General features: G+C 48.1%; 27 protein-coding genes. 17 read left to right on the top strand and 10 right to left on the bottom strand.

The annotated features are described in order from the left end of the window. Positions 1 to 3: 3 nt before the first annotated feature. Positions 4 to 1,176 carry a hypothetical protein gene (locus SVXnc_RS00655; protein WP_347722035.1) on the bottom strand — a complete coding sequence of 391 codons (1,173 nt, stop codon included), beginning with the start codon at positions 1,174 to 1,176 and terminating at the stop codon, positions 4 to 6. Further along, positions 1,173 to 2,921: a glycogen/starch synthase gene (locus SVXnc_RS00650; protein WP_347722034.1), complete on the bottom strand. Its 1,749-nt coding sequence runs from the start codon at positions 2,919 to 2,921 to the stop codon at positions 1,173 to 1,175. Before SVXnc_RS00650 ends, SVXnc_RS00655 begins: the two co-directional genes overlap by 4 nt. A gap of 105 nt (positions 2,922 to 3,026) precedes the next feature. Here SVXnc_RS00650 and SVXnc_RS00645 point away from each other — a divergent pair, with 105 nt between their 5' ends. The 3 genes from SVXnc_RS00645 to SVXnc_RS00635 are packed head-to-tail and all read left to right on the top strand — an operon-like array spanning position 3,027 to position 6,551. Then, positions 3,027 to 4,652: an amylo-alpha-1,6-glucosidase gene (locus SVXnc_RS00645; RefSeq protein ID WP_347722033.1), complete on the top strand. Its 1,626-nt coding sequence runs from the start codon at positions 3,027 to 3,029 to the stop codon at positions 4,650 to 4,652. A 22-nt stretch (positions 4,653 to 4,674) separates the two neighbouring features. Then, positions 4,675 to 5,313 carry a triose-phosphate isomerase gene (tpiA, locus tag SVXnc_RS00640; protein WP_347722032.1) on the top strand — a complete coding sequence of 213 codons (639 nt, stop codon included), beginning with the start codon at positions 4,675 to 4,677 and terminating at the stop codon, positions 5,311 to 5,313. Then, positions 5,310 to 6,551: an ADP-dependent glucokinase/phosphofructokinase gene (locus tag SVXnc_RS00635; RefSeq protein WP_347722031.1), complete on the top strand. Its 1,242-nt coding sequence runs from the start codon at positions 5,310 to 5,312 to the stop codon at positions 6,549 to 6,551. Before tpiA ends, SVXnc_RS00635 begins: the two co-directional genes overlap by 4 nt. Here the strand turns inward: SVXnc_RS00635 and SVXnc_RS00630 are convergent. The 5 genes from SVXnc_RS00630 to minD (SVXnc_RS00610) are packed head-to-tail and all read right to left on the bottom strand — an operon-like array spanning position 6,544 to position 10,366. Beyond that, positions 6,544 to 7,869 (bottom strand): phosphomannomutase/phosphoglucomutase, encoded by a 1,326-nt coding sequence (locus tag SVXnc_RS00630; protein WP_347722030.1) that lies wholly within the window; start codon positions 7,867 to 7,869, stop codon positions 6,544 to 6,546. The genes SVXnc_RS00635 and SVXnc_RS00630 overlap by 8 nt on opposite strands. Further along, positions 7,866 to 8,387 (bottom strand): HIT family protein, encoded by a 522-nt coding sequence (locus tag SVXnc_RS00625; protein ID WP_347722029.1) that lies wholly within the window; start codon positions 8,385 to 8,387, stop codon positions 7,866 to 7,868. The genes SVXnc_RS00630 and SVXnc_RS00625 overlap by 4 nt, the downstream gene beginning before the upstream one ends. Before the next feature lie 42 nt (positions 8,388 to 8,429). Next, positions 8,430 to 9,191: a cell division ATPase MinD gene (gene minD / locus SVXnc_RS00620; protein ID WP_347722028.1), complete on the bottom strand. Its 762-nt coding sequence runs from the start codon at positions 9,189 to 9,191 to the stop codon at positions 8,430 to 8,432. 39 nt (positions 9,192 to 9,230) lie between these two features. Further along, positions 9,231 to 9,599, bottom strand: coding sequence for a hypothetical protein (locus SVXnc_RS00615; RefSeq protein WP_347722027.1), 369 nt, complete (start codon positions 9,597 to 9,599; stop codon positions 9,231 to 9,233). After that, complete coding sequence (gene minD, locus SVXnc_RS00610) at positions 9,599 to 10,366, bottom strand: cell division ATPase MinD (protein WP_347722026.1); 768 nt, start codon at positions 10,364 to 10,366, stop codon at positions 9,599 to 9,601. Before minD (SVXnc_RS00610) ends, SVXnc_RS00615 begins: the two co-directional genes overlap by 1 nt. Positions 10,367 to 10,515: 149 nt before the next feature. On the opposite strand from minD (SVXnc_RS00610), the gene leuS reads away from it, so the two are divergent. Next, complete coding sequence (gene leuS, locus SVXnc_RS00605) at positions 10,516 to 13,287, top strand: leucine--tRNA ligase (RefSeq protein ID WP_347722025.1); 2,772 nt, start codon at positions 10,516 to 10,518, stop codon at positions 13,285 to 13,287. Position 13,288: 1 nt separating this feature from the next. On the opposite strand, the gene SVXnc_RS00600 is transcribed toward leuS, so the two are convergent. Continuing rightward, complete coding sequence (locus SVXnc_RS00600; protein ID WP_347722024.1) at positions 13,289 to 13,558, bottom strand: hypothetical protein; 270 nt, start codon at positions 13,556 to 13,558, stop codon at positions 13,289 to 13,291. Positions 13,559 to 13,609: 51 nt separating this feature from the next. Between SVXnc_RS00600 and SVXnc_RS00595 the strand changes: the two genes are divergently transcribed. The 10 genes from SVXnc_RS00595 to rplJ all read left to right on the top strand — a co-directional run bounded on the left by SVXnc_RS00595 (position 13,610) and on the right by rplJ (position 20,259). Continuing rightward, entirely contained in the window at positions 13,610 to 13,993 is a 384-nt protein-coding gene (locus SVXnc_RS00595; protein WP_347722023.1) for a VanZ family protein, read from the top strand. Positions 13,994 to 14,024: 31 nt separating this feature from the next. Beyond that, positions 14,025 to 14,666: an FKBP-type peptidyl-prolyl cis-trans isomerase gene (locus tag SVXnc_RS00590; protein ID WP_347722022.1), complete on the top strand. Its 642-nt coding sequence runs from the start codon at positions 14,025 to 14,027 to the stop codon at positions 14,664 to 14,666. 125 nt (positions 14,667 to 14,791) lie between these two features. Further along, complete coding sequence (gene ftsZ, locus SVXnc_RS00585) at positions 14,792 to 15,901, top strand: cell division protein FtsZ (RefSeq protein ID WP_347722021.1); 1,110 nt, start codon at positions 14,792 to 14,794, stop codon at positions 15,899 to 15,901. 55 nt (positions 15,902 to 15,956) lie between these two features. Next, positions 15,957 to 16,922, top strand: coding sequence for a hypothetical protein (locus SVXnc_RS00580; RefSeq protein WP_347722020.1), 966 nt, complete (start codon positions 15,957 to 15,959; stop codon positions 16,920 to 16,922). Positions 16,923 to 16,953: 31 nt separating this feature from the next. After that, positions 16,954 to 17,199, top strand: a complete 246-nt coding sequence (locus SVXnc_RS00575) for a hypothetical protein (protein ID WP_347722019.1) — start codon at positions 16,954 to 16,956, stop codon at positions 17,197 to 17,199. Between the two features lie 136 nt (positions 17,200 to 17,335). Beyond that, positions 17,336 to 17,542, top strand: coding sequence for a protein translocase SEC61 complex subunit gamma (locus tag SVXnc_RS00570; RefSeq protein ID WP_347722018.1), 207 nt, complete (start codon positions 17,336 to 17,338; stop codon positions 17,540 to 17,542). An 8-nt stretch (positions 17,543 to 17,550) separates the two neighbouring features. Further along, the gene (locus SVXnc_RS00565) at positions 17,551 to 17,982 is read left to right on the top strand and encodes a transcription elongation factor Spt5 (RefSeq protein WP_347722017.1); all 432 of its coding nucleotides are present in this window, start codon (positions 17,551 to 17,553) and stop codon (positions 17,980 to 17,982) included. 15 nt (positions 17,983 to 17,997) lie between these two features. After that, a complete protein-coding gene (locus tag SVXnc_RS00560; protein WP_347722016.1) occupies positions 17,998 to 18,495 on the top strand; it encodes a 50S ribosomal protein L11 in 498 nt (165 codons plus the stop codon). Between the two features lie 50 nt (positions 18,496 to 18,545). Further along, positions 18,546 to 19,175: a 50S ribosomal protein L1 gene (locus tag SVXnc_RS00555; RefSeq protein WP_347722015.1), complete on the top strand. Its 630-nt coding sequence runs from the start codon at positions 18,546 to 18,548 to the stop codon at positions 19,173 to 19,175. A gap of 103 nt (positions 19,176 to 19,278) precedes the next feature. Further along, positions 19,279 to 20,259, top strand: coding sequence for a 50S ribosomal protein L10 (gene rplJ / locus SVXnc_RS00550; RefSeq protein WP_347722014.1), 981 nt, complete (start codon positions 19,279 to 19,281; stop codon positions 20,257 to 20,259). A 1-nt stretch (position 20,260) separates the two neighbouring features. On the opposite strand, the gene SVXnc_RS00545 is transcribed toward rplJ, so the two are convergent. Next, positions 20,261 to 20,950 (bottom strand): hypothetical protein, encoded by a 690-nt coding sequence (locus SVXnc_RS00545; RefSeq protein ID WP_347722013.1) that lies wholly within the window; start codon positions 20,948 to 20,950, stop codon positions 20,261 to 20,263. Between the two features lie 74 nt (positions 20,951 to 21,024). Here SVXnc_RS00545 and rpl12p point away from each other — a divergent pair, with 74 nt between their 5' ends. From rpl12p to alaS, 3 genes are all read left to right on the top strand, one after another. Then, positions 21,025 to 21,333: a 50S ribosomal protein P1 gene (rpl12p, locus tag SVXnc_RS00540; RefSeq protein WP_347722012.1), complete on the top strand. Its 309-nt coding sequence runs from the start codon at positions 21,025 to 21,027 to the stop codon at positions 21,331 to 21,333. A 69-nt stretch (positions 21,334 to 21,402) separates the two neighbouring features. After that, entirely contained in the window at positions 21,403 to 22,104 is a 702-nt protein-coding gene (locus SVXnc_RS00535) for a DUF7847 domain-containing protein (RefSeq protein WP_347722011.1), read from the top strand. A gap of 75 nt (positions 22,105 to 22,179) precedes the next feature. After that, positions 22,180 to 24,981 carry an alanine--tRNA ligase gene (gene alaS / locus SVXnc_RS00530; protein WP_347722010.1) on the top strand — a complete coding sequence of 934 codons (2,802 nt, stop codon included), beginning with the start codon at positions 22,180 to 22,182 and terminating at the stop codon, positions 24,979 to 24,981. Here the strand turns inward: alaS and SVXnc_RS00525 are convergent. After that, positions 24,978 to 25,733: a hypothetical protein gene (locus SVXnc_RS00525; RefSeq protein WP_347722009.1), complete on the bottom strand. Its 756-nt coding sequence runs from the start codon at positions 25,731 to 25,733 to the stop codon at positions 24,978 to 24,980. The two genes, alaS and SVXnc_RS00525, sit on opposite strands and share 4 nt — an antisense overlap. Positions 25,734 to 25,743: the final 10 nt, after the last annotated feature.

Genomic DNA, 25,743 nt, shown 5'->3' with positions numbered 1-25,743 from the left:
TGACTAGAAACGTGCCTCAAAACCTTTTTTCTTGCTTTTTTCCACATCAGGCTGGTCGAAAGGATTTACATCCCGTAACCAGGCCGAGTAAACAGCAACATACTGTAGAAACGCAACTGTTTCTCCTGCCGCCCGGTGAGAGAGCTTTGTGAGATTGAAAGTGATGTTGGGCGCATCTTGATCGTCCAAAGCGTCTTTAACGCCCTGGTACTCAGATTTAACACTTTCTTTCAGCTCCATACCGTCCAGTTCGGATAGTTCTCTACCTCCAAGATCGATGCCTTCGAATTCGTGACTTATTTCGATGTGTTCTCTTTCGTTAGTATCTGTTCTGAAAAAGACAGGTAGAACATCTTGCTCGCCTCCGAATATTCTCTGGTTGGTGTGGTGCTGGAACTCCGGGCCTAGATCGCCGAAGACAGTCTGTCCCTCTCCCTCCTTACAGACGGTTTCATGCATTAGCTGTACGAAAAGCGGTTTGAAACCGAAGAGCCGTGTAGAGTAAAAACCCGTAAAGATCTGTTCGAAACCCTGTTTTTCCGCATCGTAGAAGGCTGATGCTACGTTCAGCGCAGGATTGTAGTTATTCTGAGGCGAGAGCTTCTCATACATTTCTTCCGCTCCCTCTCTTATCTCTCGTATATCGATCCCTGCGAACGCTGCCGGCACTAAAGCAGTCTCTGTGGCTCCGGAAAAACGGCCGCCGACATCTAGGTGTTCAATCCAGTCAGAACCGGTTTTCTCAAGTATCTGTTTTAACGCGCCATCGTTGTCGGAAGTGATGCCGAATACATCGTATTCTCTCTTCAAAAAGTAAAGAAGTGATTCTATAACCGTTACAGTTTCTCCGGACTTGGATATAGGCATGACAATCGTATTTTCCGGACGCATTTCACTTGAAACACGGTTTAAGAAATCAGGTTCAGGAGTTGTAACTATACGGACGTTGAGATCAGTCTCAGGCATGAAAGCATACAGATATGCTCTGAAGGACGTCACAGAGCCGCCGTTTCCTATGACCACCAGGTTTTCGTACTCGCTGTTTTCCTCTGCCTTTCTCCGGATCTTGTCCAGATCAGGATCTGCCCTTACAAAGCCAGGCACCTTGTTTTTCGGCAGGTCCTGTACCGAACGGTTTTTCTCGTTTACGTGATCTATCTCTATCTGGAAACTCATTTTATCGCTTTCTCATGTGCTTTTCTGTAGTTCTCTCCTAGCTTATCCCAGGAAGTTAGCTGCGCCATACGGCGAGCATTGTGCTTTCTTTCCGTGATCTCAGTTTTCGAGTAAGTAACTATATCCTGTAACATCTCCGCGAGGTTCGAAGCCGCCTCGCTGTCACTAACGCCTTTCCTCTCAAGCACTCTGATTCCTTTGCGCTCGGACTCGTCAGTGTTCTCCAGTAGGAACTGGCCGAATCCTGCCATGTCAGTAGTTACTGAGAGCGCTCCGTTCGCTGCTGTTTCTACAGGAGTGTATCCCCATGGCTCGTAGTAGCTTGGGAAGATTCCGGCGCTTGAGGCTTTGATCGCATCCTGATAGTCCATTGAAAGCAGTCTATCTCCTCTTGAAAGATAGGTCGGGTAGAAAACAACCTTTACACGGTCGTCCTCGCTGTTTGTAAGCCCAGAACTCTGGAGCCTATCAATTATCTCATCTTCAAAGTAATTCAGATCATACGCACACAATGGTGCGTTTTCCGTATCTCTTGCGTGGAAATTGTGCTGTAAGGACTCGACATCTCTTGAAGTCTCTTCTATAAGCTCATTTAGCTTCTCACCAGGGTCTTCGTAAGATGTAAGAGAGTTCAGAAGCTGTGTTCGCATCTCAGGCATAACCGAATCGATATAATCCTCAAGTTCCTGATAGAGCGCGATATTTTCCAGTACCTCGTCTTTCGGGCCGCTAACATCGCTTGGAACAAATATAAATGCGAATACGTCATCGCCATCCATCTCATTCATCTCGGCTAAAGCGTCTATGAATACATCCAGTCCTTTATTGTGGAACTCGTAACGCCCTGAGATATACATTACACGCGGATCTTTCTCCAGATCCACATCGTAGTATGGTTCGAAGTATGCTCTGAGGAACTCTTTCATCCTCTCTTTTTTGTTGGTGTGCTGGAAGGAAAGTTCCTCAAGTGAAGGGAACTCCTCGACGTTGAAACCGTTTGATAGCACCACGTCAGGCTCTCTGTTCAGTACGGCCTGTGCTTCTTCTGCTGTTACCTTACTTACTGTTGTAAAGACATCAGAACCCCGGGCAGCTTCCTTTTCTATCTGGTGTTTGGCCTTGACTCCGTACTCTTCGGCCAGCGAATCATCTACCTCTCCGCGTTTTACCGCTTCCTGTAGATGGAAATCCGAGTTCGACAGCGCGCGGCCTAGAACCGTTGCGTGGGTCGTAAAGACCGACGGAGAGTCAAACTCGAACATTGCTGGCGCCGAAAGCCATTCATGCATCTGTACAACAGTTTCGCCTTCGAGAACATCTTCAAGCTCGTTTACCAGCTTTCCAACGGCATTCGACCAGACAAGCGGCTCATCGAAGTCGTTGCCGACATTCATAGAGTCGATTCCGTGTTCCTCCCAGAGTTCTGATTTCAGGTCGTCGGCTCTATCCATTACATCGGATATATCGAGTAGCAAGCAGTTTGGATTGCCAGGGACTCTCCAGCTCCCGTATTTTACATCTATACCGTTCGATTCAAACTTTTCAATTATTCTTTTGACTTCTTCCGGCGGCTTACCTGGAGTAAAGTCGTCTCTAGCGTTTTCTTCGTTGTATATACCTATAGTCCAGTAGTTATCGCCGTAGAACTTCTGCATTGTACTGGATTTTGATTTCAACACCTGGTAGATCCCTCCTACCTTGTTTGCCACTTCGAACGATACTTCGATACAGTTTTTTGGAGCCACTACATCTTACTTCGCCGTCCTCAGTATAAAAACCATCGACGGAACGAGTAGTCACTGCGCAGTCAAAATACTGTCTTTAAACCCGAGCGCACCCATTGACATACCATGAAGTTCTTTGATCCAGGATCGGGTCTCGAGAATCTCTCAGGAACGATCTCGGATCTCGACTGTTTTATCCACAGAAGCCTTGATACAGGCTTCAAGACTAAATGGAGCGGTTTCTGGGTTCCACCGTACAAGTACCTAGATTACTACGCGTTGAAAGTTAACGGCAGCTGGCTGAACTCAGAAAACCTGATCGAGACCGGTTACGGCCAGAACCTGATTTACCGTTACAGAACCAGCAGCCTGAAGATAACTGAGAGAATAGAATTCTTAGACGATGCCGTAGGCTTTCGATGCCAGATTAAAGTTGAAAACATGACAGACGACCCCAAAGCAGTTCGAACCAGCTTAGAGGCAGGCATAGACATCCGAGAGAAATCAAAAGACATCGGATCAGACGAATACAGTTTAAAAAATGAAGAAAACGTCGAAGTTTCAAAAAACGGACGTAAACTCGTTCTAACAGGCGGAAAACTCGAAGGCAAAGCCTATATCAAAGACCACTATCCCGGGGAAAGTCAGCGATGTTTTGTTCCCGGAGAGTTCGTAAAAAACACAGAAGTAGAGCCAAGAGAAACGGAAAGCTTCAGCTTCGAGATAAAAACAGGCGGCGAAAGCCATGGAAGCTTAGAAAAGACTGGTATTAACTATAACGGGCCTATGAAAGACTTGTACCAGGAAAGCGTACGCAGTATAGAAAATCTGATATACGAAAGAAATGGAAAAGGTATAATCGCAGGACACCCCTGGTTCCAGAGTTACTGGGCTAGAGATACGTTTTGGACAGTTCTGGGCTTGATTGATGCCGGCAGATACGATCTTTCAAGACAGATACTCGAGAACTTTGCTGAAAAAAACCTCCCTGGGAAAATATCTCTGGATAGCGGCAGCGAAGAGTTTCCAAGAGAGGATACTTACCCCCTATTTGTTATAGCTGCCGAGAAACTCCGGGAAGCCGATGAAGCATCGGAGCTAATTGAAAACCGTTGTAATGCTGCGATGGAGATGCTTAAACTGGAAAACGGAATTGTAGTACATGATGAGGAAGGTACCTGGATGGATACGCTTAAAAGATCTCCTGCCGTCGACATACAGTCTTTATGGCTTGAAGCCGCTCGTTTGAGAGACGATAGCAGAGCCAAGGATCTGGAAAAAGGTCTAGAAAAGTTCTTAGATGAAAAAATGGTAAAGGACAGTCTTGAAGACGGCTCTCCGCAGGCTGTTAACTTCGCAGTTCCGTTGATGTTCGGTCATATAGACGCTGAACGAGCAGGAAAATATCTTTCAAGACTTAACGGCGAATTCACATCGAAGTACGGCGCCCGGACTAGAAGCATGGCCGATCCTGGTTACGAGTCCGGAGGATACCATACCGGCTCGGTCTGGGGTCTGACAACTTGCTGGGCTGCTGCGGCAAACGCAAGGTACGGGAACGAACGCCAGGCCTTAAACTACCTGGAAAGATTCTCACAGTTCTTAGATAGAGATCAGCCCGGCGCATTACCCGAAGTTGTGGACGCAGAGTCAGGAGATCTGCTTGGCTGCCCGGAACAGGCTTGGAGCGCCGGCATGACAGTACATGTTCTAAAATCATTCATAGACTCCGATATTGGAGATACTTCTTAACCACGAAACGGTAAATCAACCTATGATAGTAGTCAACTTCAAGACATACAGCGAAAGCACCGGAGAGAAAGCCGACAGTCTAGCGGAAAAATGTAGTAAAGCCCGCAAAGAATCCGGAGAAAACGTTATAATCGCACCACAAAGCCCTGATCTACTGAGAGCGAAAGATAAAGAAATAGAGGTATTTGGACAGCACCTAGATCCTGTAAACCCCGGTAGCCATACAGGACACAGTCTGGCAAAGGCTTTGAAAGCTGCCGGAGCAAGCGGGACGCTTATAAACCACTCAGAGCGAAGACTTAAACCAGAAAAGATTAGAAAAACTATTGAGAAAGCAAATGAAGCTGGTTTAACCAGTATAGTGTGTGCGCAGTCCCCTGAAGAATGCGAGAAGTTCAGCGAGTTCGATCCTGACTACGTTGCTTTCGAGCCACCAGAGCTGATCGGCGGAGACGTCTCCGTCTCTGAAGCAAAACCAGAATTAATAGAGGAAGCCGTGGAACGATCAAAAGTTGATTTACTGACCGGGGCCGGTGTGAAAACCAGTCAGGACGTTGAAAAGAGCATGGAGCTAGGATGTAAAGGAGTTTTAGTCGCTTCAGGTGTTGTAAAATCCGAGGACAGTTATTCGGCAGTAATGGAGCTGTGTGAAGGACTGTGAAACAGCTTTGGCTTGAAAAATACCGGGAGGCGCAGGAAAGACGCCGGGAGCCGAGAGATGTTTTGGTCGGTTTTAACGCGAACCTTGATCGTATAGTTGAGGGAGAAAGCTTTGACGTTGAGTCCGTAGAAGCAAGGCATCACGACCGCGTTGAGACCATCGAGGAGTTCCGCGAGCAGATACGTTACAGTGCTGAAAAACGAGTTAACGAAGAAGTCGATCTGGATTTCAATCCCGGCCTTGAGAAAGGAGATGTTCGTATAGGCGGCCAGGCAGGCATAGTATCGAACTTTCTCTCGGAACACGGCCACGGAGTGATTTTCTACACACCTCTGCTCTCAGAGACTCTTGCCCAGAGGCTTAACGAGAAGGTCCTTTACCCGGTTATGGACGGAGATTTCGTGCTGAAAAATATTAGAGATGCCTCGACGACAGATAGGACGAAGGAGAATGTAATTGTAGAGTTTGGCGGGGAAAAGACTTCTCGCACGATTTTCTCACAGAAGCTGAGAGGTTTCGGACCTTACTTCAGGAAAGGGGTCGAAGACAACATGGAACAGCTGGAAAACGGTTTCGAGAGAGCTATCGTCTCAGGTTTCCACGATGCCGACGGCAATATCGAAGCCAAACTGAAAAAGTCAGCTCAGCAGCTCTCGAAGATCAGCGAACCAATCCACCTAGAGTTCGTTCACCGGGAGAAAACCGACAAGCTGGTGATCGAACACATTTTAGAACATGTAGACAGCATCGGCGTCGATGAAAACGAGTTAAAGGAAATCTCCAAACATTTAGGATTAGAAATCAATGAGCTATCCTTTGAAGACAGTTTCGAGGCAGGTAAAAAGCTGATTCAGCGTTTCGATCTCTCACGTGTAGCCATACACACCTACAGCTACCACTTGACTGTAACCGACTCTGATTACGAGGTTGAACCGGAGAAAGTTCTGGACGGAATGCTTTTCGGAGAGCTGTGTGCTATCTCAATGGCTGACTCCGGAGGGCTTTCATACAGCGGATTCGAGGACCTCGGGTTCGATGACCTACATCTCCATAAACTGGACAGTATAGAGAGCTTCGCTGACAGCCTGGATTTAGACGGTTTCGTATCCACAGGAATAGCAGAGCTTGAAGAGTTCAACGTTTTCGCCATACCGACCCTGATCCATGAAGACCCGGAAAGACTTGTGGGAATGGGCGATGTTATCTCGGCCGGCTCTTTCATCGGAGAGATCAGCTGAACTCTTCGATACTTTCCTCCACGTTCTCTCTTACTTCGGAAAGTATGTTCTCTAAGTCTTGTTCGGTATCGGCTTCACAGCGAACCGACATCTTTGGCTCGGTGTTGGACGGCCGGACAAGCGCCCAGCCGGACTCGAAGTATATCTTAACACCGTCGACCGTTGAAGTCTCATAACCAGTATAACTCTCTGTGATCGAGGATACAACTTTCTGCTTGGATCTCTCCGGACAGTCAATACGTAACTCTGGAGACACCGGGTAATCCGGGTACGCACCGAGTTTCTCAAGTTCATCTTCCGATACCATACGACACATCAGGGCTGCGGCTAAAAGACCGTCGTCCCATGGCGCATCGAGCGCCGGGAAGTAGTAATGACCCGATAACTCGCCTGCGAAAACAATTTCCGGGTCTTCATGGATTTCCTCGGAGATAAAGGTATGGCCAACACGTGTCTCAAGAGGCTCTCCTCCTGACTCCGTTATACGTTCTTTAACGAGCTTGGAGGCTCTGAGATCATGTACCACCTTGCCTTTTCCTTTTTCAAGTATGTTTTCCGAGAAAAGTGCCAAGACCTCATCTTCTGTTATGTAATCACCTTCGTAGATGAAACCTGCTCGGTCTCCGTCTCCATCAAATATTATACCGAGTTCCTCGTCGCTCATCGCTTCTTTGAGCTGTTTTTGAGCCTCCTTTTCCCCTGGTGCCGGCAGATGGTTCGGAAAGTCCCCGTCTATCTCGGAGTTGACCTCAGTTACTTTACAGCCAATTGCCTCAAGCATCTTACCTCCAATACCGGCTGTTATGCCGTTACCGTAGTTTACAGCGACTTCTAGATCAGTTTCCAGTTTGGTTTTCTCGGCAACGAACTCAATATAATCTTTTTCAAGATCGACGGTTTTCTCCGAGCCATCTCCTTTATCGAAGCTTTCTGACTCGTATATCTCCTGAATCTGTTTCATTCCGCCTTCTCTGCTCATCGCTAAAGCGTTTTCCTTCGTGAACTTGAAACCAGTGTACTCTGAAGGGTTGTGAGAGGCCGTTACAACCGCAGACGAGGCTACATCAAGTTCAACGGACCCATAGTATATTACAGGAGAGGGAACTGCTCCAGCATTCACTACATCAGTTCCAGTCGATTTTACTCCCTCGATAAATGCTTCTGTGATCTTTTCTCCATGCGTGCGACCGTCCCTGCCGACTAAGACTTTTCCATCTACGTAGGTTCCGTAGGCTTTCCCGACTTTTTCAGCGACTTCTTCGTCTATCTGATCAGGATAGGTTCCTCTGAGATCGTAGGCATGGAAGAAAGAGGTCATTCCCAGTATCCTTCCAGGATCTCTACGTTGTCTTTGTACTCTTCTTGCATGTCCGGCAAGGACTTTTTCATGACCTTTGTATCTAGCGAAGTCTCCATGAATCCTCTGTCGTGTCCGTAGATCGGAACTAGCTGGACGTGAAGGTGCTGGATGGACTCTCCTGCTGCCTCTCCAATGTTTAATCCTACATCGATGCCTGCTGGATCGACAACCTCTCTCTGTAGCTCTTCGACCTTCGCCACCATCGAGAAAAGTCGGTCGCGTTCCTCGTCTTCAAGCTCCGTAAGAGAGTTGAGATGTCTTTTCGGCACAACCATGAGGTGGCCGGTGTTGTAAGGGAAGATGTTTAACTCGACCATCAGAAAGTCGTCTTCGTATATCTCCAGTTTGCTTATGCGTTCATCGTCTTCTGCCTGGCTACAGAAAATACAGTTAATATCGTCAGGTATTTCGTTTGCTTCGTACTCTTCTCGTTTAGGACTCCAGAGGTAGTATTCGTACGGCTTCAGGTCTGTCATAAACAGTTAGTGGTGAAGCCGGGATTTAACTCTGTTGGACCTCTAGAAGGGGGAGACTCCTTCGATCTTCGAGGCCAGCTTGTCTTTCAACGTTCTTTTCGGAGGTTCGTTGCCCTGAATCCTGTGGGAAACGTCTTTGATAGCGTTTGAAACCTCTGATTTAGGCTTGTAAGACACAACGGGTTCGCGCAGAGCGATTCCCTCTCTTACGTGCCTGTGGTCCGGAACTCTGCCGATGATATCGGTTTCTATCAGGTTCTTGATGTCGGCTTTATCTACCTCGGATTTTTCCTTCCGCACCGAGTTAAGTACAAGACCTAGTACGTCTCTTTCGAGCTGCTCGGCCAGTTTCTTTGCGCCAAGACAGTTTGTAAGCGAAGGTAGCTCAGGTTCGGATACGAGCAACACCTCATCGCTTGCCTCGATTGCGTGTTCGACCTCATCGTTTGTACCGGCTCCGGCATCGATAAGCACAAAGTCCTTATCGCCTAAGAATTCGACTAAAGTATGTTTTAACGACTCTCCGTTCGCGGAGAATTCAAGTATTGATGCCGGCAGAATCGATACTCCTGCCGGGTGTTTGGCCACAGCCTGTGTTATGTATGCTTCGCCGCTGAGAACGTCGTTTAACGAGACGTCTTGGAATCCAAGTCCGAAGTGCTGGGCCATGTTCGCGCCAGTGAAGTTTCCATCGATTAGTAAGACGTCGTGGCCCTGTTTAGCCAGAGATACACCTAGGTTCGATGTTAACGTTGTCTTGCCTACTCCTCCTTTTCCGGATACAACCGATATGACGCGTGTCATTTCAGTAACAGATTCCACTGGCCTGAATAAAAAACCCGACTACGGTTGCCGGCAGCTCGGCGCATAGATCTCGGCTTCAGCCTCCGGCAATGCCACAGAGACCTCGTTCAGCGACTGCTGGGATACATCGGTGACGTTGACTTCCCGGGTGCCGTTACCGTAAAACCGCACTCTGAGAGCATCTACGTCAGTGTTGGTGCTGAAGAAAACGGTTGTATGTGTCTCGTTATGTAAGGTATCGACCTGGTTTATCTCCAGGCTGCTACAGGTTATCGCAGTCTGTTTGTTTTCAGTTGAGACCTGTTTTTGCTCTCCGACAGTTTCAGATGCCCAGGTCCAGACAGAAAGCAGTAAAGCTGATCCTATAACTACTAACGCAACGGTTTGAAGCTGATTTAGAGACGCCATTATCTGAGATTGCCGAGTAGCTTTGAGAGGAAACCTTTCTTACTTAGATCAGGCTCGTAATCGATTCCAGCGACCTCCGCGGCCACTCCTTTGAAACGCTCAGATACATGGTGATCAGGAGCGTGGTGTACAACCGGCTTCTTAACAGCTAACGCTTCCTGAACTTTCTCATGCTCCGGAACATCCATTATAACCGGATGGCCGATCATTGACTCGACCTCGCTGGATTCTAGCTCCGAATCATGGTTCGTTTTACGGTTCAGTACGACTCCAAGTACGTCTGTACCTGCTTCTTCGGCAATGTTGACTGTTTTCAGTGCGTCAGTTACAGCCGGAAGATTAGGATTTGTGACAATTAGAACTTCGTCGCTTGCCTCGATTGCGCTGATGGATTCGTTTCCTAGTCCTGCCGCCGAGTCAACCAGCACGAAATCCGGTTCGCCGACCGCATCCAAGAGTACATCGCTTAAGTTGTCCGGAGAAGTGTCGATAAGATCATCGATCGATAGTCCGGCCGGTACAACTCTCAGACCCGAGTTGTGGATGTACATTGCTTCGGTGATATGTGCGTCTCCTTTCAAGACGTCGTGAAGCGTTTTCGGGTAGAGAGGAATGCCTAAGTGGAAGCCTAAGTTCGGGTTAGTAAGATTAGCGTCTAATACTATAGTATCTGTTCCAAACTGTGTTAGTGCGGCTCCTAGATTTGATGTGACTGTGGTTTTCCCTGTTCCTCCCTTCCCACTCGCTACGCATACCAGCCTGGTCATTGTATCAAAGAATTTTGGCGAGCCGAATTTAAATTACTACGTTAACCCTCTGGAAAATCTCAGAGACTGTTACTGCTCCAAGCCGGATTTAGACAACACCGCTGGGAACGCAGTCAGTTTGAAATAACTTTGATGAAAAACTCGGTTCCATGAGCCAGGACTTTTCCTCAAGACTAAACGATATCGAGCTAAAATGGCAGGAAAGATGGGAGAAAGAAGAACTCCATCACGCAGAGAAAGACGAAGATAAGGAAAAATACTACGTCCTGGACATGTTTCCGTATCCTTCCGGGAAAATGCACATGGGTCACGGCCGTGCGTTCTCGCTGGGCGATGCTTTCGCCCGATTCAAGTCGATGCAAGGCTTTAACGTGATGCATCCTATGGGCTGGGACGCATTCGGTATGCCGGCGGAGAACGCTGCGATCGATCGGGATACTAGCCCGGAAAAATGGACTATGGAATGTATCGATGAGATGCGAGACGAGTTCAAACGGCTAGGTTATACATTGGACTGGGATCGGGAAGTCACGACCTGTAAACCGGATTACTACAAATGGGATCAATGGATCTTCCTGAAGATGCTGGAAGAGGATTTGGCCTACCAGGACGATGCTGAGGTAAACTGGTGTCCTTCATGTGAAACCGTTCTGGCCGACGAGCAGGTGGAAAACGGGCTTTGCTGGAGATGCGACAACGAAGTCGAGAACAAGGATATGAACCAGTGGAAGCTCGGGATGACCGAGTACGCCGATGAGCTACTCAAAGATCTCGATAAACTAGATGAATGGCCGCAGAAGGTCCGTAAAATGCAAAACGACTGGATAGGTAAGTCGAAAGGCGCGCAGATAGAGTTCGATATCGTCGATGGCGGCGAGCTGGAAGTGTTTACCACAAGACCTGATACTGTATTTGGAGCGACCTTCATGGCGATCGCACCGGAACACAGTTTCGCGGAAAAAGTCGCAAGAGAAAACGAAGAAGTAGCTGAATACATTGAAGAGGCAAAGATGCGGGATGCCGAAGAACGAGAGGAAAAATCGAAGTCCGGAGTTTTCACCGGAAGATACGCGGAAAATCCTTTCACGGGAGAAGAGATCCCGATCTATGTCGCAGAGTTCATTCTATCCGATTACGGAACCGGAGCGATCATGGCGGTTCCGGCACACGATCAACGTGACTTCGAATTTGCTCAGGAACACGGAATTGAGGTCCGGAAGGTTGTCGAGCCGGAAGGAGATCACAGCTTCCAGGAACAAGCGTATGAAGGCGATGGCGATCACGTTAACTCCGAGTTCCTCGATGGAATGGAAAAAGACGAGGCGATCGAAGAGATAATTGAAAGACTTGAACTACAGAACAAAGGAGAAGCCGATGTCAACTACAAGCTACGTGACTGGCTGATCTCCCGACAGCGTTACTGGGGGACGCCGATCCCGATTGTCCACTGTGAGGACTGTGGAACAGTTCCTGTTCCGGAAGAAGAGCTGCCTGTCGAGCTACCGGAAGATGTCGAGTTTACAGGTCAGGGTAACCCTATTGAGACATCAGATACTTTCGTTGAGACAGAATGTCCGGAGTGTGGAGGCCCTGCGGAACGTGAGACCGATACAATGGATACTTTCATCAACTCCTCGTGGTACTTCCTCCGTTTCTGCTCTCCGAACCTAGAGGAGGCTCCTTTCGACCAGGACGAGGCCAACTACTGGATGAACGTCGACCAGTACGTCGGAGGGATCGAACACGCAGTAATGCATCTCTTGTACGCTCGTTTCTTCAACAAGTTCCTGAGAGATCAGGGAATGATTGAAAACGACGAGCCTTTCGAGAGACTCTTAACTCAAGGCATGGTGAACCATCCGGCCTACAACTGTCCAAACCACGGCTGGATCTACCCTGAAAACGTCGAAGAAGGAGATGTCTGTGCGGAATGCGGATCAAGTCTCGAAGTCGAGACAATCAAGATGTCGAAATCGAAAAACAACGTTGTGCGGCCAAGCGAGCTAATAGAAGAACACAGCGCCGATGTCGCCCGGACCTTCATTCTCCGTGCCGCTCATCCGAACAAGGAGCTGGACTGGAGCAAAGATGGAGTTAAAGCATCAGCCGAAATGCTAGAAAGAATCTTCCGACTTGTGGAGGAAAACGAAGAACTGATAGTATCGGAAGAGCCTTCGCTGGATGATGCGGATCTCGAGGACCGGATAGTTTCCAGCCGGATCCAGAGAACGATCGAAAAAGTCACGGAACACACCGAGAACCACGAGTTCAACCTCTCGATCGGAGAGACCGACCGTTTGATGACTGAACTCTACCGTTACCGCCAGTCCGATCCGGATAAAGCGATTTTCAGCCACGGCGTTCGCACGCTTGTGAAACTTATCGCGCCGTTCGCACCTCACACCGCCGATGAGCTATGGGAGCAACTTGACGGAGAGTACTTCATGCTTGAAGAATCATGGCCGGAGGTCGAAGAAGAGCTGCTTGATAGAAAAGCCGAGGCAACCCAAGAATACTTCGAGCGGATTTCCTCAGATGTTAGAGACATCCAGGAGATGATTGACGATGAGCCGGCAACGATCCGTGTTATTCAGGCAGCTGACTGGAAGTATGATGTGTTCGAGAAGGTAAGTGAAGTCGAGACCCAAAACATTGGCGAGGCGATGGGAGAAGTCCTGACTGATGAGCTGAAACCAAAGGCTGAGACGGTTAAAAAATACGTGATGAAAGCCATTGAGAACCCTGGAAAGTTCAACAATCAGAAGACCGAGCTAGAGGATGAAACCGAGTTCCTCAGCTTGAACAAGAAACGTTGGAAGGCAGAATTCGATCTGGAAGTTGTAGTTGAGACCGAAAAAGAGTCTGAAAACGAGAAAGCAAGTAGAGCCGAGCCAGGACGACCGGCTATCGTCCTGGAGTAGTTCAGTAGTTTCTTAAGCTGTTTTCCAGGTTCTCGCTGAGATGTTTGTCGACATCGACTTCGACGTTCATCTCGTTTAACGCTTTTCTCTGTGCTTTGACGAGAGATTCCAGTTTCTCCATTCTCTGGTTCAAAAGAGTCATCGCGACCCATATCTGGCCGACCGAGGCGTTTTCAGCCTGCATGTATACGTTATCGTGTTTGTTTACCGAGTCTAGCAGTGATTCAAGTGAGTTTCTCTCTCTTTCCGGTAGCTGATCGATCCAGTCCATACCGCTGTATAAGGTTCTAACAGTTTTCAATCTGACCTCGAAAACCTAGATGTGAGAACCAAGATAAACGCCGCGTTTCTACTGGCGGTCGCAGCCACAATCACGTACTTCAGCACCGTTTCGTTGAACAGTTCCGGGGCGCCTTCAGGCACGTTTTCGCTATTACACCTTACTGCTTACTTTGGGCTGAGCGCAGCATTTTTACTCTACTTCCATGACACTCGTAGAGGTCATTTAGAGGCAGTTCTGGCCGCAGGTGCTTTCGGTCTTGGAATCGAATTAATCCAAAGCACCATACCTTACCGCTCATTTTCCTTCGAGGATATAGCAGTGAATTTTCTGGGAGCCTCAATAGTTTTACTCGATCACAGGATCGGCGCAGTCTCAAAAGCTATCGAAGTTGAGGACAAAATTCTGGAAGAGTTCTTCGAGTAGAGGTTTTAATCTTACCTTCGAATGATCGAGTATGAAAGAAGGAGAACTAGTTCTAATAGGATACACAGGAAGAGCTGAAGGAGAAATCTTTGATACCACAGACGAAGATGTGGCGAAAGAAAACAGTATCGACCGGGAAGACGCCGAGTTAAAGCCAGTACCTGTTCTGATCGGAAGAGAATACATTATCGAAGGCCTTGAGGAAAAACTGTACGACATGGAGGTCGGAGACAAACAAGAAGTAACAGTTCCCGCGGAAAAAGGTTATGGAAAGCGTTCAAGCGACAATATAGCGACATACCCTGAAAAAGAGTTCCAGAAGCAGGGAGTCGAGGTTAGACCGGGCGAAGAGTTGATGATCGGTCAGAGACGTGGAAAGGTTGTCTCAAAGGGCAGCGGACGTGTCAGAATCGATTTCAACCATCCGTTAGCTGGCAAAGAGCTTGAGTACGATCTTGAGGTCCTGGAAAAGGTTGAGGACGACAAAGAGATAGCCGAACACATCTACGGTTACAGAATCGGTCACGGCGACATCGATATCGAGGACGGAACCGTAAAGATTCCTTCGACGCATTCTCACGGCGATCACGACCACGAGCTACCGGAAGAGGTCAGGGACATGCTTCGTGAGGAGATTGAGGAAGCAACCAGTCTGGACGTAGAGTTCGTCTAGAAAACATCTCCATATTTCCTTTTTCCTTTCTATTTGAAGCTGTTGAACCGGATGCCGGCGCAGACAGGTTTTTATGAGTTAAGAGGTAAGACAGTAGTAAAGTCCGCAAAAGGCGTGAACTAAACATGGAAGATCAACTTAAACAGGCAAGGGACCGAGGTTCTTCGAACGTACCAGAAGCACAGAAAAACCATGATATCGACGATGAGCTAGAAGAGCTGATCCGGGAACGTAAAGCCGAAATAAAGGTTATTGGAAGCGGCGGAGCAGGAAACAATACTATATCCAGACTTGTAGAGGTCGGAATCGAAGGATGCGAGACAATCGCGATGAACACCGACGCACAGGATCTTCTATACGCCAACGCCGATAAGAAAGTCTTGATCGGGAAAGAGCTTACCGGAGGACTGGGCGCAGGAGCCGACCCGAAGGTCGGAGAGGAATCAGCGAAAGAATCCCAGCAAAAAGTTAAACAAAGTGTTTCAGGCGCAGACATGGTTTTCATCACCTGCGGACTTGGAGGAGGAACCGGAACAGGTTCCGCACCTGTAATCGCACAGACAGCCAAGAAAGAAGGCGCATTGACAGTCGGAATCGTAACACTGCCTTTCGAGATGGAAGGACAGTCCCGACAGGAAAACGCCGAATACGGACTTGAAAGACTAGAAGACGTCGTCGACACACTAATTGTAATTCCGAACGACAAGCTCCTCGAGATCGTTCCAGACGTCTCGCTGAACACAGCGTTCAAGATCGCGGACGAGATCCTTGTAAACGCAGTTAAAGGAGTAACCGAACTCGTTACGAAGCCTGGACTGGTCAACCTCGACTTTGCGGACATCCGCGCAGTCATGGGCGAAGGAGGAATCGCGATGATCGGAATGGGTCAAAGCGATACCGATTCCCGTGCGCAGGAAGCAGTTTCCAAGGCACTGTCCAACCCGCTGCTTGACGTAGAAATCTCCGGCGGTAAAGGCGCTCTTGTAAACGTTACAGGAGGAACAAGCCTTTCCCTGAAGGAAGCACAGCAGGTTGTAAACACTGTCTCGGACAGACTGAGCGATAACGCAAAGGTTATCTGGGGCGCACAGATCAGAGACGACATGGACGAGACACTTCAGTCAATGATCATCGTCACAGGAGTCAACTCACCTCAGATCTACGGTCAGGAAAAGACTCACAAAGACGAGTACGAAGAAGAGATCGAACAGGAACTAGGCGTCGAGTTCATCTAGGAACTCACCTCTTTTTTCTCTATACTTTTTATCCAAGCATCTCAACAACTACTGTATGAAAGGCCAAAACCAGGCGATCGCAGTAATACTTTTGATGGGCTTGACAGTCGCAGCTGTCGGCGTTGTCTCCGATCAGATCTTCGGCATAATCAACAGCCAGAGTCCGGAAGACACCGTACCGGATTTCAACCCCGGCGAACTCACCATGATGAGCTGCTGGGCGAATACAACCCATACAATGTTTTCAATGAGGAACGGACAGGACGAGGACCGCCTAAACACCTCTCAGATATCAGTAGTGGTGAACGGCTCAACCGAAAGCTTTACCGCAAGCGAGACAGTAGTAGCACCTCAGAACTCTTTCCGTATAACCGTGGATGAAAGATTCAGCAGCCAAGAGCTAATGAGAATAGTATCTGGTGACGGGAGTGACGCCACATTCCAATGCCGCAGTCTTTCTCCTGCTCCAACCCCTGTAACAGGTCTTTTCACAGCAGACTCGATTTCTTCCGATTCTGGCGTAACCATAACCGAACCGAGGATTGAGTCACTTTTCTCAACAGGCAGCGGTTCGGACGAACAGGCAGTTTTCGAGTATAACGACGGCTACAGCCAAGATCTTACGCTCAGTTACGAGCAAACAAGCCTAAGTCCTTCAGATGGCGTGGATGATCGATACCACGGTATTTTAGAAGCGGAAAACAGTAACGGCAACACTATGTTTGCTGTCCACCTGCCTGATAACAATATACATGTTTTCGATGCTCAAAGCACAAGTCCAGGATACCTAGGAAAACGAGATAACAGTTATAATACAGGGATTGATAGCAGCGGTACGCACGAAATAGAACTGTCTTACGACGGCACGGATTGGAGCATAAACATAGATAACGGCGCATACACCAGAACACTCAGCGGAATAACAGGAGAAATCAACAGAATCAGATTCGCAACACAAGGATCCAGTGACGCATACGTCGACGGATCACACGAATTCAACATAGAAGATCAAACAAACTAAAAACTATAAGCTACGGCGAGAAAGTTGATTCATGCTTGATGTCGCAGTCACAAGTATTTTCGGAACAGTTATACTTACAGCAGTACTGGTAAGTCTTGCCGAACTGCTTGGAAAGCTGTATACAACATTTGACAGTCTTGTAAGAGAGGATCTGTCCTCCGAACAGAAGATTATCTACCTTGTTTTGATCTGGCTGATACCTCTGGGCTGGGCGATCTACCTGATACTTGGGAAGGAAAAGACAGCTGACCTATTCAGCGAGATGAAGTTTGTCTAGAACCGGAATGCTGGGGACGGTATAAAAAATTTCCTACCGGTTTTTAATTTGAACCCCGTCAGCACCACGCACGTGGGAGGGAAAGCATAGTCGTTAATGCTGTAATTCTCTCTTAGCTGACATTAGGTGATACTTCATGGAGCTAAAACCAAAGAAGATTAAGAGCAGAGTAGAATCGAAGCTTAACGAGTACAAGAGAGTTCTAAAGATTGCCGAAAGACCGGACAGAGATGAGTTCGAGATGTCGGCGAAGATTACTGGCGCAGGGATTATTTTAATCGGCGCTATCGGATTCGTATTCTATCTGCTACAGAACCTGATTCCACAGTACCTACTGGGATAAACCAAACAATGATTCTAACAGCACGAACCACACGAGGCCGTGAAAAGACGGCGATCAACGAAATGAAATCAGAGGTCAAGGCTCAGAACCTTGATATCAAAGCCGTCTTCCATCCGGAAGAGCTGAAAGGATACATCTTCATAGAAGGCAAGGAATCGGTTATCCGCGATCTAGCAAGCGATCTAAGACACCTGCGTGGAATAATCGATAACGAAGTAGGAGTCGATCAGATCGAAAAGTACCTCAGCGAAGAGCAGGAGGACATCAAGATCGAGGAAGGAGATGAAGTAGAAGTCATCGGCGGAGCGTTCAAAGGAGAGAACGCAAAGGTCAAACGCGTCGATGATACAAACCGCGAAATCACAATCGAGCTACTCGATGCCGCAGTTCCTATTCCAACAACTGTAGACGTCGATATGGTTCGCAAGAAATCAAGTTAAACGAGTTATACTACTATGGGAGACAAAAAAACAATTTCGACACTCATAGAAGGAGGAAGTGCTAGCGCAGGACCTCCGCTAGGACCAGAACTAGGTCCACTACCAACCAACGTCGGAGACGTTGTAAATAAAATCAATGAACAGACAGCAAGTTTCGAAGGAATGGAAGTACCTGTCGACGTTATTGTCGATGAGGAAACCGGAGAATTCGAAATCGAAGTAGGAAAGCCTCCAGCAGCACAGCTACTTATCGACGAGCTAGGGATTCCGAAAGGCTCAGGAGAACCTAACCTGAACAAGGTCGCAGACATGAGTTTCGAGCAGCTATGTAAGGTAGCTCGGATGAAAGCAAGTGATCTACAGGCAATGGATCTCCGCGGAGCATGTAAGGAAATCCTTGGAACAGCTCAGTCAATGGGAGTCACGCTTGAAGGCGTAGAAGCATACGAAGCCCAACAAGAGATCGCTGACGGTAAGTACGACCAGCAGCTAGAAGACGAGGAGGGAATATAAGATGGAAATGAAACAAATTTTCTCAATCACACGCTCTCAGGTGAGACCGAGTGAACTTTGAGACAGCAGTTGAAGACGCAGTAGCAGAAGCAAAAGCACGTAACTTCAACCAGTCGATCGATATGATCATCAACCTTGGGAAGATCGATCTTTCCAACCCGAACAACCGTGTTAACGAAGGACTCAAGCTGCCATACCAGGCAGACGAGGACGTAAAGATCGCAGTAATCGGAGACACGCTTGTAAACAACGGTGGAGACGCAGCAGATCTGACAATTACAGAAAACGAACTTGAAGATCTGTTCGAGAACCCGGATGAAGCAAAGGACATCGCAGAGGAATACGACTTCCTGATCGCAGAAGCACCTCTGATGCCTGACATCGGACAGCACCTAGGACAGGTACTTGGACCACGGGACATGATGCCGGATCCAATGCCTCCAGGAAGCAACCCGACCGAGAAGATCGAAGGTCTTCGATCCACAATCAGTGTAAGACTGAAGGAAGAACCTCTAATCCAGTTAAAGATCGGAAACGAGGAACAGGACGCTTCAAACGTAGCAAGGAACGCACAGACAGTTTACAACTTCCTTGTAGAGCAGCTACCTGAAGGAGAGAACAACCTGAAGAACATTCTACTCAAAACCACAATGGGTCCAACAGTGGAGGTCCAGAACTAATGCGAAGTCTAAAATCCAACGGATTTTCTACAAGAAAATCTGCGAAGATTTTCGAATCAAAGATCTTCTCTGTTAGCCAAGAAACACGAGGTGTTTCGTACTAATGGTACAACCAACCCCAAAGCAGATGAGCCGTGAAGAGAAAGAAGCAAAGGTCGAAGAGTTCCAGGAAAACATCGAGAACTTCGATGTCGTAGGAGTTCTAGACATGCACTCTCTTCCAGCACGTCAGCTACAGGATATCAAAAAGGAGATGAAGGAGTTTGCGACAGTTCGTATGTCGAGAAAGACTCTGATGGATCTCGCACTGGAGAACTCCGATAGAGATGGAGTCGACCAGCTTGATCTGAACGAAGCAGTTCAGCCGGCATTCATCTTCTCTGAAAAGGATCCTTTCCAGCTGTTCAGCCTTATCAAGAAGAACAAGACAAGCGCAGCAGCACAGGGAGGAGAGATCGCACCTACCGACATCGAAGTCGACGAAGGCGATACCGGGATCGGCCCAGGACCTATGCTTGGAAAGCTACAGCAGGCAGGTCTCCAGGTACAGGTAGACGATGGTTCAATCCACGTCACCAAATCAGGAGTCATCATCGAACAGGGCGAGGAAATCACCCGGGAAGATGCCGACCTACTGAACCAGCTTGGAATCGAACCTCTTGAGATCGGACTTGATCTCAAGCTAGCTTTCGCACAGGATCAGGTTTTCACACGCGAAGACTTGGACATCGATACGGAAGCTTACAGAAAGGACGTCGAAGCCGCAGCAATCCGCTCGTTCAACCTTGCGGTCAACGCAGGAGTTATCAACGACAGGACAGCATCGACAATCGTCTCAAAGGCAGTCCAGAACGCAAAGAACCTTGCGATCAGCGAAGGACTACCTGTCAAGGAAACAATCAAGGAAGCACTGGCACTCGCAGCCTCAAGTTCAAGAGGACTGGAAAGCCAGCTTGACCTTGAAGACGTCGATCTTGACGAAGCTGAAGATGACGAGTCTGAAGCAGAAGAATCCGAAGAGGAATCTGACGACTCAGAAGATGAGTCAGAGGACGAATCCGAGGAAGAAGCCGACGAAGAATAGTTCACTCGAAGGCTTCTCTTATCCTGGCGGCTTCGGCCGCCATCAACTCTTCTATTTCCTTACTATCCTTTCTCTCAATCGCTAACTGTAACCGTTTTTCACGAGAGTAAAGCCTGCCGTCGAACTCACTGACACCCATGGTCTTGCCCTCGGCTTCTAGCCGGCCGTTTTGAACGGATCCGGACTCATCAACCTTTACCCAGAAAACCGGTTCGAAAACTTTTTTCTCGAAAATTTCGTGAAGATACTTCGGGTAACGTACCTCATAGACATCTCTATCATACACCGAGTACGGAACCGCTCCAAGTTCGTCCAAAAGCTGAATGAAACGTTTAGCACACCCTCTATCGGTGTTCTGATATATCGGGACACCCTCCTTGTTTACGGAGACTGATTCAGATATCCTTGTCAGAAGCTCATCGGTTATGTTTTCCGGCTGAAAATCTTTGGTCGGCCGGCTTCGGCCTTCTCCTTTAATCTCTGCGATTTCAGGATTCTCTAAGATCAGTTGAACAACTTTTTTAGGTAAAAATGTTTTTTCAGCTCGCCAGCTGTAGAGATTGTACGGTTTGAAACCGTTTTCCTCTGCTAATGTTTTCAGACCCTTCTTTTCTGCTCGTTCCCAAAGCTGTCGCTCGTCTTCGGCTTCTAGTTTCAAACGTATAGAATCGGGCAGCCTTTCTAGATCCATCTAAGTTCAGCTATGTGTTCGTCTTTTTTAAGGGTAAGCCGTTGTTGGTTTCCCATAGACGAGGTGAGAAAATAATGGAACTTGTATACGCAGCACTTACTCTTCACGAAGCCGGAAAGGAAGTCAACGAAGACAACCTTCAGGCAATCGTAGACGCAGCAGACCTAGAAGTAGATGAGACAGAAATCAAGGCTCTTGTAGCAGCACTTGAAGACGTTGACATCGAAGAAGCTATGGAAACTGCAGTAGCAGCTGGCGGCGCCGCAGCAGGCGGAGCAGCTGACGCTTCCGAATCAGCAGATGAGGACGACGCTGAGGAAGAAGAGGAAGAAGAGGAAGAGGAAGACGACGGAGCAGAAGAAGGACTAGGAGACCTCTTCTAAACCAGTCTGGCCTCAGACCAGCACTCTTTCACCTACATTCTTTTTATTTTACTTAACGCAAATTCTAACATGGAACTAGACATTTTCGAAGCCCTAAGCGATGGTTTCGAACGCACATTCCAGAAAAACGGTTTGATGCTCGCAGGTCTGTACTTCATCCTCGGTCTTGTTACGACCGCAGCAAGTCAGACACTCGCACAGTCAAACCTATACGACCCTATCGGAGTCGGAACTGCCTTAGCGCTTCCAGTACCTATAGAGGCAGCAGCAGTTATAGCAGGCGTAGCTTATCTCGCATCACTGGTTCTAACAATCGTATCGATTAGAACATTTGTAAGCGAGGAAACAGAAACCATCAGAGAGGAGTTTTACTCCCGTAACATGCTGATGGCAGCTCTAAACCTGATCGCAGGCGGATTAGCCTTCGCATTGATCGTAGCGGCAGGATTTATCGCACTGATCATCCCAGGTTTCTTCCTGCTGACAGCTCTCTACTACTGGAACGTTTACGTTACAGTGGAAGACGAGAACTTTATCGAAGCCCTGGAAAGCAGCTGGAACCTCACAGAAGGACACCGGTTCAAGCTTTTCGTACTCGGAGCCACCGTACTTGTCGGCACCGGAGTATTCACAAGCTTCTTCGGACTGCCTTCGTTCTTCGGCTTTGAGCTAGCAGGCGCGCTTCTAGGTCAGATCGCATCCGCGATCACAGGCGTCTTCACCATCGCTACCATGGCACAGGCTTACAACCAGTTAAGACAGCTGGAGTAAGCTCCGCCAACCCTTTTTTTTCTTCTTTTTTCCTAACGCCAGTAATCAAAAAGATTCACTGTCTATACAAACAGTATGAGCCTCTCTGAACTCAAAAAAGAGATAAAACAGGAAGCAAGTGAAAACCCTGAGAAGTTCTTCGCAACAGATATACTAAAGGAAAAAGGCTTCTCACGTGGAAAATGTACTAACTGCGGAATGCGGTTCTGGAGCTTCAACGAGGACAGAGAGGTATGTGGCGAACCAGAATGCTCCGGCGGATACACATTCATCAACGACTCTCCGACCGAAAAAAGTTTTGGCTACATCGAGGCATGGGAACGTTTCAGAGACTTCATGGCTGATAGAGGCTACACACCGATCGATCGGTACCCTGTAGTTGCTCGCTGGAGAGACGACGTCGAGTTCGTAGGCGGATCAATCTATAACTTCCAGCCATACGTAGTAAGCGGTGAAGCCGAGCCACCGGCACCGGAACTGGTGGTACCACAGCCATCTCTAAGGTTTAACGATGTTGACAACGTAGGTATCACAGGCCGCCATTATGTTTTACACAACCATATCGGACAGACCTGTTTCCGGGAAGCAGATGAATACGACCAGGACCGGTATTTCAAGGACATGTTCGAGTTCGCAGTCCAGGGTCTCGGGATTCCAAAGGAGAAACTAATACTACACGAAGACTCCTGGGGCGGAGGCGGAAACCTCGGAGCATGTATGGAGTTTTTCGTTGACGGCCTCGAACTATGGAACCAGGTATACATGTTCTACGAGCAGACACCGGATGGCTACGAGGAACTCGACCTGAAAGTACTGGACATGGGTATGGGACAGGAAAGAATCACCTGGATCAGCCATGGAACGGAAACCAGCTACGAGTGTGTGATGCCTGAAACCGTCGAGAAACTGAAAGAAAGGACTGGTTTGGAGACCGATGATGAGGTCTGGGAAAAGTTCCTACCTTACTCATCCGAGTTAAACGTAGATGAGGTAGAAGACATCGAGGAAAAATGGGTTGAGATCGCAGAAGAAATAGATGAAGACGTAGACGAGTTAAAGAAAGCTATTAAGCCTGCTGCTGCTCTTTACTCGATCGCAGAGCATACACGCGCACTGATTTTCGCTTTAGCGGACGGAAAGATCCCTTCGAACACCGGAGGAGGCCACAACCTGCGTATGATCTACCGACGAGCCAAAGATTTTATCGAAAAGTACGACTGGGACATCGATCTGGTTGAAGTCGCACGGTGGAACGCAGAAGAACTAGAGCCTATGTTCCCAGAGCTTCTGGACTCAATGGATGAGATAGAGGAAATCTTGGACGTAGAGGAAAGAAAGTACGAGAAAGCCCGTGAAAAAGCACAAGAAGAGCTAGGTAAGCTTGATGGCCAGCCAACAGTCGAGGAGATGATCGAGCTATACGAGTCCCACGGAGTCAGCCCGGAGATGATGGAGTCAGCCGGCTACAAGGTTCCTGAAGACTTTTACGCCATGCTTGGAGGTAGCGAAGAAGTCGTGAAGGAAATAGAGGAAGGCTTCGATCTCGAAGGAGTTGAAGACACGGAGAAACTTTACTACGAAAACAACGAGCCTTACCGGCAGAACGGAACCGAACACTTCGATTTCAAAGCAGAGGTTCTGAAGGTTATAGACGAATGGATCGTACTGGATAGAACCATGTTTTACCCAGAGGGTGGAGGGCAGCTCCACGACGTTGGAAAGATCAACAACTTCCAGGTAAAAGACGTCCAGAAACAGAACGGAGTGATTTTACACAAAGCTCCGGATCATGAGCTTTCCGAAGGCAAAACGGTCAAAGGAGTGGTAAACGGGTTCAAGAGAAAGCAGCTGACCCAACACCACACCGCAACCCACGTGGTAAATGCGGCAGCAAGAGAACAGCTCGGAGAACATATCTACCAGAGCGGGGCATCAAAGACACTGGAAAAAGGCCGTCTGGACATCACACATTATGAGAAACTGACTCAAGAGACCCTTGATAGCATCGAATCAAAGGTTCAGACCGCTGTTAGCGAGGATCATAAGGTAAATGTCTTGGAGATGTCGAAAGCCGAGGCCGAGAAAAAATACGGTTTCAGGATATACCAGGGAGGAGCGCCTCCAGGCAACAACATCCGGCTGATCGAGATAGAGGATCTGGATATAGAAGCATGTGGAGGAACCCATCTAACAACAACTTCTCATATCGAGGAGTTTTACATAACGAACTCGAGGCGGATCCAGGATGGAGTTATCCGGTTAGAATACAAGGCAGGAGAGGCCGCAAGAGACTACATGAAAGAGGTTGAGAGCCGGATCGATGATGTCGCCGGACTTGTAGGTGTCGAGACCGTCAGCGATCAGATGCTGGGCGGAACCTACCGGGAGACCGAAAGAAAGCTGTGTGAGCTTCTAAGCGTTGAACCAGACCAGTTGATGAACTCGATTGAGAGGTTCAAAAACGATAACTCGAACCTGAAAGAACGTATCGAGAAGCTATCGGATTTCATAGGTGAAGACCGGAAACCTGCCGAGACAGAAACCGGCACGGTTTTCAAACGGGTTGAAAGTCTATTCAGTGCCTGGAGGGAAAATGAGAAAACAGTCGAGGAACTGGAAACCGGTATCGAAGGCGAGGTACGCAGCCGAATGGAAGACAGAGTTGTTGAAACCGAAGTGCCTACGGAAAACGTCGGACTGTTGATACAGGTCGCCCAGAAGCTCTCAAGTGGCTTCGAGGCATCGGTGACCCTGATCGGTGAGAAAGGCGCAGTAAGTGCTTCTTACCATGAAGACTATGATGCCGATGAGAACCTGGAAAAGTACTCGGAGAACATTCAGGGCGATGAAAGCTTTGCGAAAGCCTTCGACGTTTAAAGCAGAGATATAACATCTCTAACACTGTAACAGCCCACCGGACGAAGCACAACCGAGTCACCGGTTTCCCCGGTGAATGTAAATGTCTTCACGCCGTTAAAACGATCCTGCTGGATAGCAACAAGATTATCGTTGTTGTAAAGCTCTGCTATAACCGTTCCAGGACCTCGGGAAACCCTCGCATCAATTTTAACTTCGAAAGCGGAAGCTGAAGCCGATACAATCCGTACGCCGATATCCGGACAGCCATCGAACTCCCGTTGTTGTTCTACCGATTCCGGAGTCTGTACCTGAGAGTCCGGCGAGTTAAACGCTTTAGTTACACCGTAAAAAGCCACTCCGATTATGAAAACAACAATTAACGCTCTCCAAGGAACCTTGAAATCAAAATCGAGTTCAGGCTTACTTAGAGATATCTCCGGCAACTTTGGCTTCGGCATCGAGAAATTTGGACGTGGCAACGACGGCTTGAGATTTTTTAAGCCGCTTTCATCGTCTTCATCGTCCCGTTCACGTTTCTTTTCGTGTCCGGAGAGATCAATCTTGCCGTCTTGGTCTTCAGAGTTCTGACCGTCGTCTGGCTCAAAACTGTTTTCGGCTTTACCGTTTGAAGATGCGTCAAACGGGCTGTCAGCCTCGTCTACAATCGAGGGATCGTGACCGGAGTTTTCCAAGACCTTCCTAAGTCTCTGCTTGGAGACACCTTCATCCAGCTTTTTCCGAACCCACTTACTGAGTTTTTCGTCGGCCACGAATTAGGTA

This window comes from Candidatus Nanohalococcus occultus (assembly GCF_029207735.1).
GTDB classification, from domain to species: Archaea; Nanohalarchaeota; Nanosalinia; order Nanosalinales; family Nanosalinaceae; genus Nanohalococcus; species Nanohalococcus occultus.
The sequence above is the reverse complement of the archived record's forward strand: the minus strand, read 5'-3'. Positions and strand labels throughout refer to the sequence as shown.